Source organism: Nitratireductor sp. WH36-1, from assembly GCF_058725515.1.
Map to the genome: position 1 here is coordinate 387,623 of NZ_JBZXDP010000002.1, position 12,469 is coordinate 400,091.

Annotated in this window: 11 protein-coding genes; 5 read left to right on the forward strand and 6 right to left on the reverse strand. The window is 59.7% G+C overall.

Translation table 11 applies throughout. From position 1 onward, the window contains the following. The first annotated feature begins 15 nt into the window (after positions 1 to 15). The 5 genes from AC4PTT_RS20980 to AC4PTT_RS21000 all read left to right on the forward strand — a co-directional run bounded on the left by AC4PTT_RS20980 (position 16) and on the right by AC4PTT_RS21000 (position 5,549). Positions 16 to 675, forward strand: coding sequence for a TetR family transcriptional regulator C-terminal domain-containing protein (locus AC4PTT_RS20980; protein WP_113156588.1), 660 nt, complete (start codon positions 16 to 18; stop codon positions 673 to 675). A 94-nt stretch (positions 676 to 769) separates the two neighbouring features. Next, entirely contained in the window at positions 770 to 1,090 is a 321-nt protein-coding gene (locus AC4PTT_RS20985; protein WP_113156587.1) for a 2Fe-2S iron-sulfur cluster-binding protein, read from the forward strand. Between the two features lie 284 nt (positions 1,091 to 1,374). Further along, positions 1,375 to 2,718, forward strand: coding sequence for a metal-dependent hydrolase family protein (locus tag AC4PTT_RS20990; RefSeq protein ID WP_492162644.1), 1,344 nt, complete (start codon positions 1,375 to 1,377; stop codon positions 2,716 to 2,718). Positions 2,719 to 2,854: 136 nt separating this feature from the next. Continuing rightward, positions 2,855 to 3,799 carry a SphA family protein gene (locus AC4PTT_RS20995; RefSeq protein WP_113156585.1) on the forward strand — a complete coding sequence of 315 codons (945 nt, stop codon included), beginning with the start codon at positions 2,855 to 2,857 and terminating at the stop codon, positions 3,797 to 3,799. A gap of 70 nt (positions 3,800 to 3,869) precedes the next feature. Next, positions 3,870 to 5,549, forward strand: a complete 1,680-nt coding sequence (locus tag AC4PTT_RS21000; RefSeq protein WP_492162645.1) for an alpha/beta hydrolase — start codon at positions 3,870 to 3,872, stop codon at positions 5,547 to 5,549. A gap of 76 nt (positions 5,550 to 5,625) precedes the next feature. Here AC4PTT_RS21000 and AC4PTT_RS21005 read toward each other — a convergent pair whose 3' ends face one another. The 6 genes from AC4PTT_RS21005 to AC4PTT_RS21030 all read right to left on the reverse strand — a co-directional run bounded on the left by AC4PTT_RS21005 (position 5,626) and on the right by AC4PTT_RS21030 (position 12,337). Then, a complete protein-coding gene (locus AC4PTT_RS21005) occupies positions 5,626 to 5,853 on the reverse strand; it encodes a LuxR C-terminal-related transcriptional regulator (RefSeq protein WP_492162646.1) in 228 nt (75 codons plus the stop codon). 54 nt (positions 5,854 to 5,907) lie between these two features. Further along, on the reverse strand, positions 5,908 to 6,687 hold the full coding sequence (locus AC4PTT_RS21010; protein ID WP_492162647.1) for a FadR/GntR family transcriptional regulator: 780 nt from the start codon (positions 6,685 to 6,687) through the stop codon (positions 5,908 to 5,910). Then, entirely contained in the window at positions 6,680 to 7,672 is a 993-nt protein-coding gene (locus AC4PTT_RS21015; protein WP_492162648.1) for an ABC transporter ATP-binding protein, read from the reverse strand. Before AC4PTT_RS21015 ends, AC4PTT_RS21010 begins: the two co-directional genes overlap by 8 nt. Then, entirely contained in the window at positions 7,665 to 9,602 is a 1,938-nt protein-coding gene (locus AC4PTT_RS21020) for a dipeptide/oligopeptide/nickel ABC transporter permease/ATP-binding protein (RefSeq protein ID WP_492162649.1), read from the reverse strand. Before AC4PTT_RS21020 ends, AC4PTT_RS21015 begins: the two co-directional genes overlap by 8 nt. Beyond that, on the reverse strand, positions 9,602 to 10,546 hold the full coding sequence (locus AC4PTT_RS21025) for an ABC transporter permease (protein WP_492162650.1): 945 nt from the start codon (positions 10,544 to 10,546) through the stop codon (positions 9,602 to 9,604). Before AC4PTT_RS21025 ends, AC4PTT_RS21020 begins: the two co-directional genes overlap by 1 nt. Before the next feature lie 234 nt (positions 10,547 to 10,780). Continuing rightward, positions 10,781 to 12,337, reverse strand: coding sequence for an ABC transporter substrate-binding protein (locus tag AC4PTT_RS21030; protein ID WP_206545117.1), 1,557 nt, complete (start codon positions 12,335 to 12,337; stop codon positions 10,781 to 10,783). Positions 12,338 to 12,469 lie beyond the last annotated feature (132 nt).

A 12,469-nucleotide genomic window follows, 5' to 3' on the forward strand; every position in this document is an offset into this window, starting at 1 on the left:
CTTTGTGCAAAGGCAATGACGCAGCAAAACGCTGAAAATCAGGAAACTCAGACGTCGCGCGCCAGGGACAAGGTTCTCGAGCGGCGGCGCATGATCCTTGCAACCATTCGCGATGCAGCAATCGATGAGTTTGCCAGCAAGGGTCTCATCGGCGCCTCCACGCAGGCCATTGCCCAGCGTGCCGGGCTGACGAAACCCCAACTGCATTACTACATCTCCAGCAAGGAAGAGCTGTATGAGGACATACTGGTCTATATCCTCGACGAATGGCAGGAGCTGTTTCTCAGCGCCTCCACCGGTGACACGCCTGCAGACGTGATCCGCGCCTATGTGCACAAGAAGCTCGAATATGGACGCAGGAACCCCAACGCTTCGCGCCTCTTCACCACCGAGATAGCCAATGGCGCGCCCGTGCTGGGCCGTCACTGGGCCCCCTATCAGGCCTCAACCCGCGAAGCGGTCGGGCTGATCCAGTCCTGGGTTGATCAGGGGCTGGTCAGAGCGGTCGACCCCCTGCTGTTCCAGATGCATATCTGGGCGGTTACCCAGCATTATGCGGATTTTGATGTTCAGGTCCGCAACATGATGAATCTGGATGAGGGCGAGGAGCCGGACTACGGGCAGATCGAAAAAGAGGTCACGTCCCTTTTCCTGCGCGCACTGGGCATCGAATAGCCTTCCTCTTCCCACCCTGCAGACAAAACAATCCGGGCCGCAGCAGTCAAAACGGCCGCGCCCTTAATCACACAAGACCCGAAAGATCACTCCCATGGCACGCATCATCTATGTGACCCACGACAACCAGCGTTTCGAGCATGATGCTGAAAACGGGTCCTCAGTCATGGAAGCCGCCGTGCGTGCCGGCGTTCCCGGCATCGAGGCTGAATGCGGCGGGGCCTGCGCCTGCGCAACCTGCCACGTCTACGTAGAGCCGGAATTCATGAACACGGTTGGCGAAGCTGACGGCATGGAAACCGATATGCTCGATTTTGCCTGGGAGCCATCGGCCAATTCGCGCCTCTCCTGCCAGTTGACGGTAACCGACGCGCTTGATGGCCTGGTGGTGCGCGTTCCCGCACGTCAGGGCTAGAGCGGGCCACGAGGCAGCTTTGCGGAAATGCCTGCGGCTGCGTTCCAGCGCGCAAGCTGACGCCGCGCAGACAAGCTATGCAAATCGCCGCCATTTATTATGATCAACACAATCAAAAATAAATAAGATAAAATCTGCCCAGAAATCCCCATTCTCTAAGAGATTCTGATTTTTCTCCTGTTGAATATTTGCATATTCATTGTATTGCTGCGCTTATCCTGATCATTTAAGTGTCTGGAAATTGTGTTGAAATTGGCTGCATGGAATGGGCGGGTGAAAGAAAAATGATCGGCAAACTTGGCAATTTATTCGCGAGCGCCATGTTGGCGCTGTTTGTAGCCAGCCCCCTTCAGGCACAAAATATCTCTTCGAACGCAGTCGTTTTTGAAAATGTTCGCATTTTCGACGGGGCTGCCTTGACCGAGCCAATGAACGTGCTGGTCGAAGGAAATCAGATCGCAGAGATATCAGCTGACCCGATCAGTACGGACGCGGCCACCACACGGATCGCGGGCGATGGTCGGACGCTGATGCCAGGGCTGATCGACGCCCACTGGCATACGTTCATGGTCCGCCCCTCGATGATGGTTGCGTCCACTGCACCATTTCCCTTTATCACCCTGCTTGCGGGCGCCGAGGCTGAGGCAACGCTCATGCGCGGCTTCACAAGTGTTCGTGATTTGGGTGGGCCCGCATTCGGCCTGAAGATGGCTATTGACAGAGGCGTGACCCGCGGGCCGCGGATCTGGCCGTCCGGGGCCATGATCTCGCAGACTGGCGGGCATGGTGATTTCCGGATGCTTTCCGAAATTCCGGCCACACCGGACACCTTGAGCTATCCTGAACGTATGGGCATGTCCGCCATCGTCGACTCGCCGGACGAGGTTCGCAAGCGCAGTCGGGAGCAATTGCTGCAGGGCGCCAGCCAGCTCAAATTAACCGTTAGCGGTGGGGTCTCGTCCCCCTATGGGCCAATCGACACAATCCAGTTGAGTGTTGACGAAATCCGGACAGCGGTCGAAGCCGCTGCAAACTGGGGCACTTATGTAACAGTGCACGCCTACACGCCAGAAGCCATACGCAACGCCATCGAGGCTGGCGCAAAAGTCATCGACCACGGCCAGCTGGCTGATGAGGCCACCGTCAAGATGATGGCTGAAAACGGTACGTGGTGGAGCCTTCAACCCTTCGTTGGCGATGAGAATGCAAACCAGCATGCGGATGCCGAACGTCAGGCCGCCTCAGCCGAGATTCACGCCGGCACCGACAGGGCATATGAGCTGGCGCGCAAATATGGCGTTAAGGTCGCCTTCGGCACGGATATCCTGTTTGATGCCGCACGCGCTGCAAGACAGGGCGCGCAGCTTGAGACAATGACGCGGTGGTACACTCCGGCAGAGGTGCTGAAGATGGCGACGGCAGACAATGCCGAGTTGTTGGCCCTGTCTGACAGGCGTAATCCCTATCCGGGAAAGCTGGGCGTCGTTGAAGTCGGGGCGCTTGCCGACCTGCTTCTGGTCGATGGTGATCCAATCGCTCAGATCGACCTGTTTGCAGATCCCGCCAAGAATCTGCTGGTCATCATGAAGGACGGTCGTATCGAAAAGAACATCGTCACGGAGAACTGACAAAGTCGGTCGGGCAGCCCTGGTGTCGCTCGCGGGGTTCTTTTCAGGCCGGTGTTCAGGGCCGTTTTTTGATCGTTGGATCAGCCATCGAGCCGCAATGGTCAAGGCAGATGCGCTGGGAGTTTAGGCTGATAATATGAAGTTCCGTTTCGGTTGTGCGATTTCCCTTGCTCTTGGCTGTCTCTATCCGGTGGGTGACCTCCATGCCGCTGAAGGCGGCGCTGGTGTTTATCTGTTGGGGTTGCGCAGCAGCGGCGCTGGTTTCACTCCGCCTCCGGGGCTGTTCTTTTCGGATCAGCTCTTCATGTATAACGGGTCGCTTGAAGGGCGTGTTGAGCTGGCCGGCGGCGTGCTGGCCGGTGGCGTCGACGCTGACCTCATCATTAACATTCCAACGGCGCTTTGGGTGACCGAGGCCGAGATATTCGGAGGGCGGCTTGGTTTCTCGGTAACAACGCCGTTTGGCCGCACCAGTGTCAGCGGGTTCGTGAACCCGTTTGGGAGGACGAGCGACAGTGTGTTGACGTTCGGAGACCCTGCCCTGACCACCTTCCTTGGCTGGAACGTTGGCAACTTCCACATACAGTCTGGCGTCACCGGGTATTTCCCGATTGGTGACTACAGGGAAGCTGCACTGGCGAATGTTGCTCGCCACAGGCTGGCGGCAGACGTCTATACGGCCATCACCTGGCTCGATCCCGAATGGGGCATTGATATCTCGAACACGATCGGGATCACCTTCAATGCGAAAAACCAGGCGACCAATTACAAGACCGGAATTGAATTCCACTGGGAAGGCGCGATTACCAAGCAGCTGACCGAGCGTTTCTCGGCAGGGCTCGTCGGGTATTACTACAAGCAGCTCACCGCCGATAAGGCGCCCCCGCCAATCGCCGCGGTTCTTGGCGATTTCAAGGGCGAGATAGCAGGTGTGGGTGTCCAGGTTGGTTATAACTTCCAGATTGGCGAAGCACCCGTCTCGACCCGCCTGAGATATTACCATCAGTTCAGCGCAAAAAATCACCTTGAGGGTGATTCAGTCTTCCTCTCTCTGAGCTTCCCGCTGGCGGTTAATCGGTAGAGAACATTTCAATTCACTTGAAATGTGAAAATCATTGGCTTCGGCTCGGATCTAAGTTTTGGGGTTTTTGATGGGTAGGCTGTATTCTGCATTTCAGCGCCATTTTAGTGGTGCCGGAATGGTTCTTGGAGTTTTGTTCTTCTTTGCTTCACTGACCCCCAGCCTCATTCCGCGCAGCTTCGAGGTGCAGGGTATCCTTGGCGGCGTGGCATTCAGTGCAGGCTATGGCATCGGTGTTCTTCTTGTCGCCACGTGGCGCTATCTGCAGTTGCCGTCGGTTGATAAAGGGCTTCTGAGGCTCACAAGATTAGTTCTTTCCCTGATTTCATTGATCGTCATAGTCGTCGGCTTGTATAATTCTGCCGCTTGGCAAAATTCGGTTCGCGGTGTTCTGAACATGGAACCGGTGGATAGCGCCTATCCTGTAAGCGTCATCATCATCGCCATTCTCACCTTCGCTTTCCTGTTTCTCTTGGCGCGCGGAATCATTGCGCTGGGTCGCGCCGTAGCAAACAGGCTTGATAAATTTCTCCCGCGACGGGTTTCAATCATCGCTGGTGCAGCGGTGACGCTCATCGTCGTTGCCACACTCGCGAACGGCCTTTTGATCGAGTACACGTTTCGTCTTCTGGACAAGTCATTTGCGGAACTCGACGCACTACACGAACCTGAACGCCCGCAGCCTTCAGTCATCGAGCGCGCAGGCAATCCGTCTTCGCGGCTGGAATGGCCAAAACTGGGTCGAGCTGGAAGAGAGTTTGTCGCATCGGGCCCGACGGCGGCAGATATCAGCCAGGTTACCCAAAGAGCCGCAGTTGAGCCCATCCGTCTGTATGCCGGTTTGCAAGTCGCAGAGACGCCCGATGAGCGCTCACAGCTCCTGCTTGATGAGCTCATTGAGCTGAATGCCTTTGATCGGGCTGCCCTGGTTGTCGTTACGCCGACTGGCACAGGTTGGGTTGATCCGTCTGCCATCGATGGTCTGGAGTACCTGTATGATGGCGACACTGCCAGTGTCGCTCTGCAGTACTCCTACTTGAACAGCCCGCTCTCATTGGTGTTCCAGTCTGAAAACGGCCTTGAATCGTCGCAAAGCCTTTTCCGAACCATCTACAGATACTGGCAGAAACTCCCTGCCGGTCAGAGGCCCAAGCTTTTCCTGCACGGGCTCAGCCTCGGTGCGTTCAATTCCCAGCGTTCCATAACGTTCCTTGACCTCCTCGGAGACCCGATCGACGGCGCTGTCTGGAGCGGAACGCCTTTTCCAAGCGAGAAATGGCAGACAATCACCGCAGACCGCGATGCAGGTTCCACACAGTGGCTACCGGTTTATCAGGGTGGACGCTTTGTCCGCTTCATGAACCAGAATGGCGTCCCCGAGGGCAACAGTGCATCGTGGGGCAATGTTCGCATTGTCTATCTGCAGTATGCCAGTGATGCGATCACGTTCTTCGACAAGCACCTGCTCTACAGAGAAGCCGACTGGATGAAGGCTCCAAGAGGTCCTGATGTTTCTCCTTTGCTGAGTTGGTATCCGATTGTCAGCATGCTTCAATTGCTGGTCGACATGCCGTTATCCGATGGTGTGCCGATGGGGTATGGCCATGTCTATGCGCCGGATCACTATCTGGATGCCTGGCTTGAGGTGACAGGAGTGGAAAACTGGAGTTCTGAAGAGATAGATGCGCTTAAAAAGTATCTGCATTCGAAAGCCTCAAATGCGGACGGCTACGAGTATCGCGGCGGATGATCGTGAAAAGGGCGGCTGAATGCCCCCCCTGGCAGGGTGGCCCAAGATTAAGCGTGCACCGGCGGAAGAGAAATGCTCAGCGAGAGCCCGAACGCACCAGACCTGTCTCCAACGCGATGCGCGTGGCCTGCGCGCGTGATGTCACCTGCAGCCTTTTGTAGATGCTTTTGACGTAATCGCCGACCGTATGCTCCGACAGACCCGCGTTTGCTCGAAAGGATGCTGTCGCAACATTTGCGAATTCCGGACGCGTGGCAAGGCAGTGTCCAGCTCCAGAGCACAGTGTTTGCAGTGACTGGCTCATGGGAGTGAATGACCCAGCGTTTCTTTGGCTCTGTTGCAACGAAACCCTTGGCCGCTATCCCTTCCGGCGAATTTCGGCCCGTTCCAGCATGTAGCACTCCGCTGCTTCCATGTGGTCGCGCATGATCTGCGCGGCCCGCTTGCCGTCGCCGGCCTTGATCGCCCGCATTAGGCTGATCTGATAATGCAGGCCCGCCTCGCGCAGCGCCGGGTTCGGCTCCTTGTAGATCGCCCGGCATACGGTCATGTCGCGCAGAAGGCTGACAAGGAAAATGCAATTGAAGCCGAGCAGCGCGTTTTCTGCGTGGCGCGCCAGCTCGACGTGAAAGTCGAGTTCGGCGAGACGCTGCCGGTATTCCTCTTCCGCCGTCTCCGGTTCCGCCTCATAGAGTCGGATCTTGGCCTGCAGCGCGGTGAACGCCTCGGGCGAAAGACGCCCGGCGACACTCGCTGCAAGCTGCGGTTCAAGAACCTTGCGGATCGCATAGATCTCGGCGATGGACGGTGGATGGAACAGGAAGAGATTGTCGAGTAGCCGGATTGCCTGATCAGCCCCGACAGTGGAGACAAACACGCCGCCGCCCGGTCCAGTCTTGCTGACAACGAGCCCCTGAAACTCAAGTATCTTCTGGGCTTCGCGCAGCGTTCCGCGTGATGCTTCCTGCGTTTCCGGCAACAGCCATTCATGCGGGATGCGGTCGCCGGGTCGGAGCCCGTGCGTGACGATCATCTCGCGTATGCGGTCGGCGATGATATCCGGTCGCTTGCGGCGTTTGAGCACCGTGGAAAGCTGCGACGCCTCTGGAGCCGGTGGCGGACTACTGCGGTCAGGCATCCTCGTTCTCTTTGACGGGGTGATGGCACGCCGCCATATGCCCCGGATGACCGGGCGCGGCCTCGAGTGGTGGTTGCTCCGATTTGCATCGGTCGGTTCCGCGCGGGCAACGGGCAAAGAACGCACAGCCCTGCGGTGGATCATACGGATCAGGCAATTCTGTATTCGCATCTTCCGGGATGAGCGACCGCTTTCCCGGAACCGGTGCCGATTTCAACAGAAGATGCGTATAGGGATGCCGCGGCGCAGAGAAGATGCGCTCTGACGCCCCGAGTTCGGCAAGCCGGCCGAAATAGAGCACAGCCACCCGGTCGCTGACGCTTTCGATCACCGAAAGATCGTGGCTGATGAAGACATAGGTGAGGCCGAACGTCTTCTTGAGGTCGTCGAGAATGTTCAGAACCTGCGCCTGCACCGAGACGTCAAGCGCGGAAACCGGCTCATCAAGGACGATCAGTTCGGGGTCGGCGGCCAGCGCACGGGCGATGCCGATACGCTGCGCCTGCCCGCCTGAAAACTCGTGCGGGTAGCGCTCCAGAAACTCCGGCGCGAGATTGACCGCTTCCATCAGCTCACGCAGGCGCTTTTCGCGCGCCCCACGGTCCAGTCCGAGCAGGTGTTTGAGCGGCGCTTCCAGAATGGTGCGGATCGTCTTGCGTGGATTGAGCGATGCGACGGGATCCTGAAAGACATACTGCACGCGCTGCGCAAGCTTCTGCGGATCGCGTCTGGCTTCGGCAACCAGATCCATCCCGTCGAAGGTGATCGCACCGCTGGTGGGCGTATCGAGACCGACGATCAGACGCGCGAGTGTGGACTTGCCGCAACCAGATTCCCCGACCACGCCGAGCGTCTCGCCCCTGCGCACATCGAACGATATGCCCTGCACCGCATGCACCGCCGGCAGGGATTTTCCGAACAATGTGCGGCCACCGCCAAAGACCCGCTCCGCAGTGTCGATTTCCAGAAGGGGCGTGTCAGTCATCGGCGGTCTCCCCGGTAAGTGGGTAGAGGCAGCGCACAGCCTGCGTATCGCCAAGGCTGGAAAGTGCGATGTGCCCCCTGCGGCAATCGGGCTTCACCCGGGGGCAGCGTGCTGCGAAGGCACAGCCCGGCGGCAGATCGTTGACCACCGGCGGGCGCCCCTCGATCGCGTCGAGCCTCCGGCCGGGCTCGCCCAGAACCGGCACGCAGTCGATCAGCTTGCGGGTGTAGGGATGCGCCGGCGCATTGAGCACCTCTTCCGTCGTGCCCGTTTCGACGATGCGTCCCGCATACATGACGGCAACCCGGTCGCAGACGGCCGACACGACCCCGAAATCATGGGTGATGAACAGGATCGCCGCGTTGCTTTCCCGCCTCAGCGTGTCCATCAGCGAGAGGATCTGCGCCTGCACGGTCACGTCCAGCGCCGTTGTCGGCTCGTCGGCGATGATGATCTTGGCGTCATTGGCGAGCGCCATGGCAATGCAGACGCGCTGCCGCATGCCGCCGGAAAGCTCATGCGGATAGACCTTCAGTCGCTCCGCCGGATTGGTGATGCGCACCAGACGCAGCAGCTCCTCGGCGCGCGCATCCGCCTCCGACCGCCGGATCGGCCGGTGCGCCATGATCGCCTCCGTAAGCTGGTCACCAATGGTGAACAGCGGGTGCAGGGTGGACAGCGGGTCCTGAAACACATGGGAGACATCCGCGCCGCGCAACGCGCGGATGCGCTCATCGCTGACGGCGAAAAGATCTTCACCGTCGAGCCAGGCGGCCCCGCCCGTGATGCGGCCGGGCGGTGTCGGCACCAGCCCCATGAGCGACATGGCCGTCACCGATTTGCCCGAACCGGATTCACCGACAATGCCAAGGCATTCGCCCTGCTTCAGGTGCAGATCGATGCCGCCCACCGCGCGATAGACGTCGCCGCCGATGTGAAACTCCGTGTTCAGATCCGCCACTTCCAAAACGCTGTCGCCATGGGTCCGGGTTTCGGGCACCGTGCGGCGCTCAACGGCTGTGCGGGCCACGGGCCGCGTGAGCGCACCCGATTTCAGCCGCGGGTCGAGCACGTCACGCACGCCATCGCCCAGTAGATTGATGCTCATGACCAGCGCGAAGATCATCAGGCCGGGAATGATCGACACATGCGGCGCGGTGAAGAGGATCTTGCGGCCCTCGCCCAGCATTGAGCCGAGATCAGCCTGCGGCGGCTGCGCGCCGAGCCCGAGGAAGGACAGGCCGGCCGTTTCGAGGATCATCCAGCCAATGGTGGTCGACATGGTGATGATGATCACCGGGAGCACGTTGGGCAGGATCTCGCCAAACAGAATGCCCGCATTCGACTTGCCCGAAAGACGCGCTGCATCGACGAATTCGCGCCGCGACAGGCCGATGGTGATGCCGCGAATGTTGCGCGCGAAGAAAGGGATGTTCACCACAGCGATGGCGTAGAGCGCATTGAGCAAACCCGGCCCGAGCGCTGCCACGATGGCAAGTGCCAGCAGGATGTAGGGAAACGCCATCACCATGTCGATGCCGCGCATCAGGAAGGCGTCCACGCGCCCGCCCGCATAGCCTGCAACAAGCCCGATGAGCGAACCGAAGAAGGCGGCGATCAGCGTGGCCGAGATGCCCACGGCAAGGCTGACGCGCGTGCCCCAGACAAGCCGCGAGAGGATATCGCGCCCGAGCGCATCCGTGCCAAGCAGATGCCCTTCCGTGAGCGGGCGCAACAGCCTGTCGGCCGGCGCTGTCGCGTCAGGGTCGGGCAGCGGCAGGAGCGGCGCCAGAAGCGCGGCCGCGATGATCAACACCAGCAGCACCAGCCCGGAAGCCGCAAGCATGTTGTTGAGAAGCAGACGGATCGGACCGGGGCGGCCTGCCCCGCGCGCCCTGCCCTTCGCTGCGGTGGAAACGGCTTCACTCATCAGCGCAACCTCGGATCAAGAAGCGTCTGCACCACATCGGCGGCCAGATTGAAGAGAACATAGGCGGCGGCCACCACCAGAACACCGCCCTGCACCAGAAGCAGATCGCGGGTGGAAATGGCGTTGACCAGCATCGAACCGATGCCCGGCCACTGGAACACGGTTTCGATATAGACCGCACCGCCGAGCACGAACCCGGCCTGAATGCCGATCACCGGAATGACGCTGACAAGTGCGGCCTTGAAGGCGTGACGGTAAATCACGCGCCTTTCGCTCAGCCCCTTGGCGCGCGCGGTGCGAATGTAGTCCTGCCGAAGCACTTCAAGCATGGCCGTGCGGGTCAGCCGGGCGATAACGCCGGTGGCGACGACCGCCAGCGTCAGCGCCGGCAAAAAGAGGTGATGAAGCAGGTCCGGCAGATCGCCGCCACCATAAATGGCGTACATGCCACTGGCGGGGAACAGCCGGATCTTGACGGCGAACGCCAGGATGAGAAGCAGGCCGAGCCAGAAGGACGGTATCGAAATGCCGATCAGCACCAGAACCGTGATCACCTTGTCTGCCAGACCATACTGGCGCACGGCCGAGACGACGCCCGCCAGAAGCCCAAGGATCGAGCACAGCACCAGCGCCGTGCCGGCCAGGATCAGCGTGGCCGAGAAACGCTCAAGCACCTCGTCCAGCACCGGTCGGTTGAGCGCATAGGAGCGTCCGAGATCGCCCTGAAGAAGGTTCCCGAGCCAGATCAGATATTGCTGGGGCAGTGGCTTGTCGAGGCCGAGATCGGCATTGATCCTGGCCACGTTCTCCGGCGTCGCATAGGAACCGAGAATGGCCGTTGCCGAGTCGCCGGGGATCATCGCCATGATCAGGAAGACGATGATCGAAAGTCCGAACAGGACAGGGATGGCGGCAAGGAGGCGCTTGGCTATGTAGGCTGCCATGGCTGGGGCCTCGTTTCAGATTCGGTTATGGGCGCGGTTCGCCTTTGGTCCGGTGCCCTGCATGCCACCCTCGCCCTTCGCCTTTCGACAAGCTCAAGAGGCTCGGGATGAGGGCTGTGGATGCGCAGTGCGTCGTTTGAACATCTTGCATGTGCGCCGTCGTCCCACCCTCATCCTGAGCCTCTTGAGCTTGTCGAAAGGCGAAGGACGAGGGTGGGAACCACGTTCACACCCCTAGGGCTTGGCCACGTCCTGCAGCATCAGGAAGAAGGACGGCTGGAGCTTGAAGTTCTCGACATTCGCGCCGGTCACCGCATTCTGCTTCCAGTTGGCGACGAAGACCCACGGTGCGTCGTCCTGAACGATCTCCTGCATCTCCTTGTAGAGCGCAGCGCGTTCGTCCTGATCGGTCGAGGTACGGGCCTTGTTCAGGAGTTCGTCGACCTTCTCATTGGCGTAGTAGCCGGAGTTGAACCCGCCCTTTTCGGGCCAGGCTTCCGAGCGCAGCGCCAGGAAGGGCAGCGTGTCCGGCGAGTTGGTCATCCATGCCATTTCGGCCATGTCCGCCTTGCCTTCGAGGCCCGGATTCACCTTTCCAAGGAACGTGTTCCACTCATAGGTCTCGATGTTGACCTTCATGCCCACGGCCTGCAGATCGGCCTGAATGGCCGTGCCCATGGCGATGGGGTCGAGCATGCCCGAGCCGCCCTCGGTGACGTAGAAGGTCAGTTCCTCACCACCATAACCGGCCTCTTCCAGAAGCTGTCGGGCCTTGTCCGGATCATAGGGATAGGGCTGCAGCTCTTCATTGTAGGCCCATGCGAAGGCCGGCGGCGTCGGGCCCGCGGCCACGTCTGCCGTGCCCTGCAGGATGTTCTCGACCAGCGCCTTCTTGTTGATGGCGTAATTGGCAGCCTGACGCACCGCCTTTTCGGTGAACGGCCCCTCCTTCATGTTGAGGATGAGGAACCAGACATGCGGGCCCGCCTGCTCGTAAACGCTGAAATTCGCGTCATCGCGGAACTGCTGCAGGCTGTCCGGCGGCACCTCCACCATCACGTCCAGACCACCGGAGAGCATTTCGGCAATGCGGGTGTTGGTGTCGGTAATCGGACGGTAGATCACGGCCTCCAGCGGCGGCGCGCCATCCCAGTAGTCTTCGTTGCGTGTAATGACGACGCGGGAATTGGCCTGCCATTCCTCGAACCTGAAGGCCCCGGTTCCGACCGGGTTGCGGCCGTAGTCCTTGCCGTGTTCCTTCACCGCCTCGGGCGAAACGATCAGACCTGTCGGATAGGACAGGTTCGACAGGAAGGGCGCGAAAGGCTCTTTCAGCGTGAACTCGACAGTCAGGTCGTCCACCGCCTTCACCGCGTCCACGGACGAGAAATAGAAGGCGAGCGGGAACGGTCCCGTGTCGTGATAGGGGTGATCTTCGTTCAGCATGCGGTCGAAGTTGAACTTCACCGCTTCCGCGTTAAGCGGCGTGCCGTCATGAAACGTCACCCCTTCGCGCAGCTTGAAGGTGTAGGTGATCCCGTCATCGGAAATCTCCCAGCTCTCCGCCAGCGCCGGTTCCGGCTCCAGCGTGCCGTCCTTGTAACGGGTCAGGCCGTCATAGACGTTCATCAGGATGCGGAAATCGTTCACGGCTGTCACCGCATGGGGATCAAGCGACTTCGGCTCCGCGATCTGCCCCACAACCAGAACGTTGGGCGGGGTCTGCGCAAAAACCGGCGATGCGAAGAACATCGTACCGGCAGTCATGGCGGCTGCAATCAGTTTCCTCATGGAGGTTCCTCCCTCTGTTGCCCATAATTAATCCTAACAATCTATCCATTGGCAAGCATTTATTATAATAAATAGACGGTGCGTCATTTCTCCGGGCTCATCGACGCCGAATAAACGTTTGAAAAACAGGCA

Coding starts and splice junctions, on each gene's coding strand:
- AC4PTT_RS20990 (WP_492162644.1), top strand. CDS start 1,375: ATGATCGGCAAACTTGGCAATTTATTCGCGAGCGCCATGTTGGCGCTG.
- AC4PTT_RS20980 (WP_113156588.1), top strand. CDS start 16: ATGACGCAGCAAAACGCTGAAAATCAGGAAACTCAGACGTCGCGCGCC.
- AC4PTT_RS20985 (WP_113156587.1), top strand. CDS start 770: ATGGCACGCATCATCTATGTGACCCACGACAACCAGCGTTTCGAGCAT.
- AC4PTT_RS21015 (WP_492162648.1), bottom strand. CDS start 7,672: ATGACTGACACGCCCCTTCTGGAAATCGACACTGCGGAGCGGGTCTTT.
- AC4PTT_RS20995 (WP_113156585.1), top strand. CDS start 2,855: ATGAAGTTCCGTTTCGGTTGTGCGATTTCCCTTGCTCTTGGCTGTCTC.
- AC4PTT_RS21030 (WP_206545117.1), bottom strand. CDS start 12,337: ATGAGGAAACTGATTGCAGCCGCCATGACTGCCGGTACGATGTTCTTC.
- AC4PTT_RS21000 (WP_492162645.1), top strand. CDS start 3,870: ATGGGTAGGCTGTATTCTGCATTTCAGCGCCATTTTAGTGGTGCCGGA.
- AC4PTT_RS21020 (WP_492162649.1), bottom strand. CDS start 9,602: ATGAGTGAAGCCGTTTCCACCGCAGCGAAGGGCAGGGCGCGCGGGGCA.
- AC4PTT_RS21005 (WP_492162646.1), bottom strand. CDS start 5,853: ATGAGCCAGTCACTGCAAACACTGTGCTCTGGAGCTGGACACTGCCTT.
- AC4PTT_RS21025 (WP_492162650.1), bottom strand. CDS start 10,546: ATGGCAGCCTACATAGCCAAGCGCCTCCTTGCCGCCATCCCTGTCCTG.
- AC4PTT_RS21010 (WP_492162647.1), bottom strand. CDS start 6,687: ATGCCTGACCGCAGTAGTCCGCCACCGGCTCCAGAGGCGTCGCAGCTT.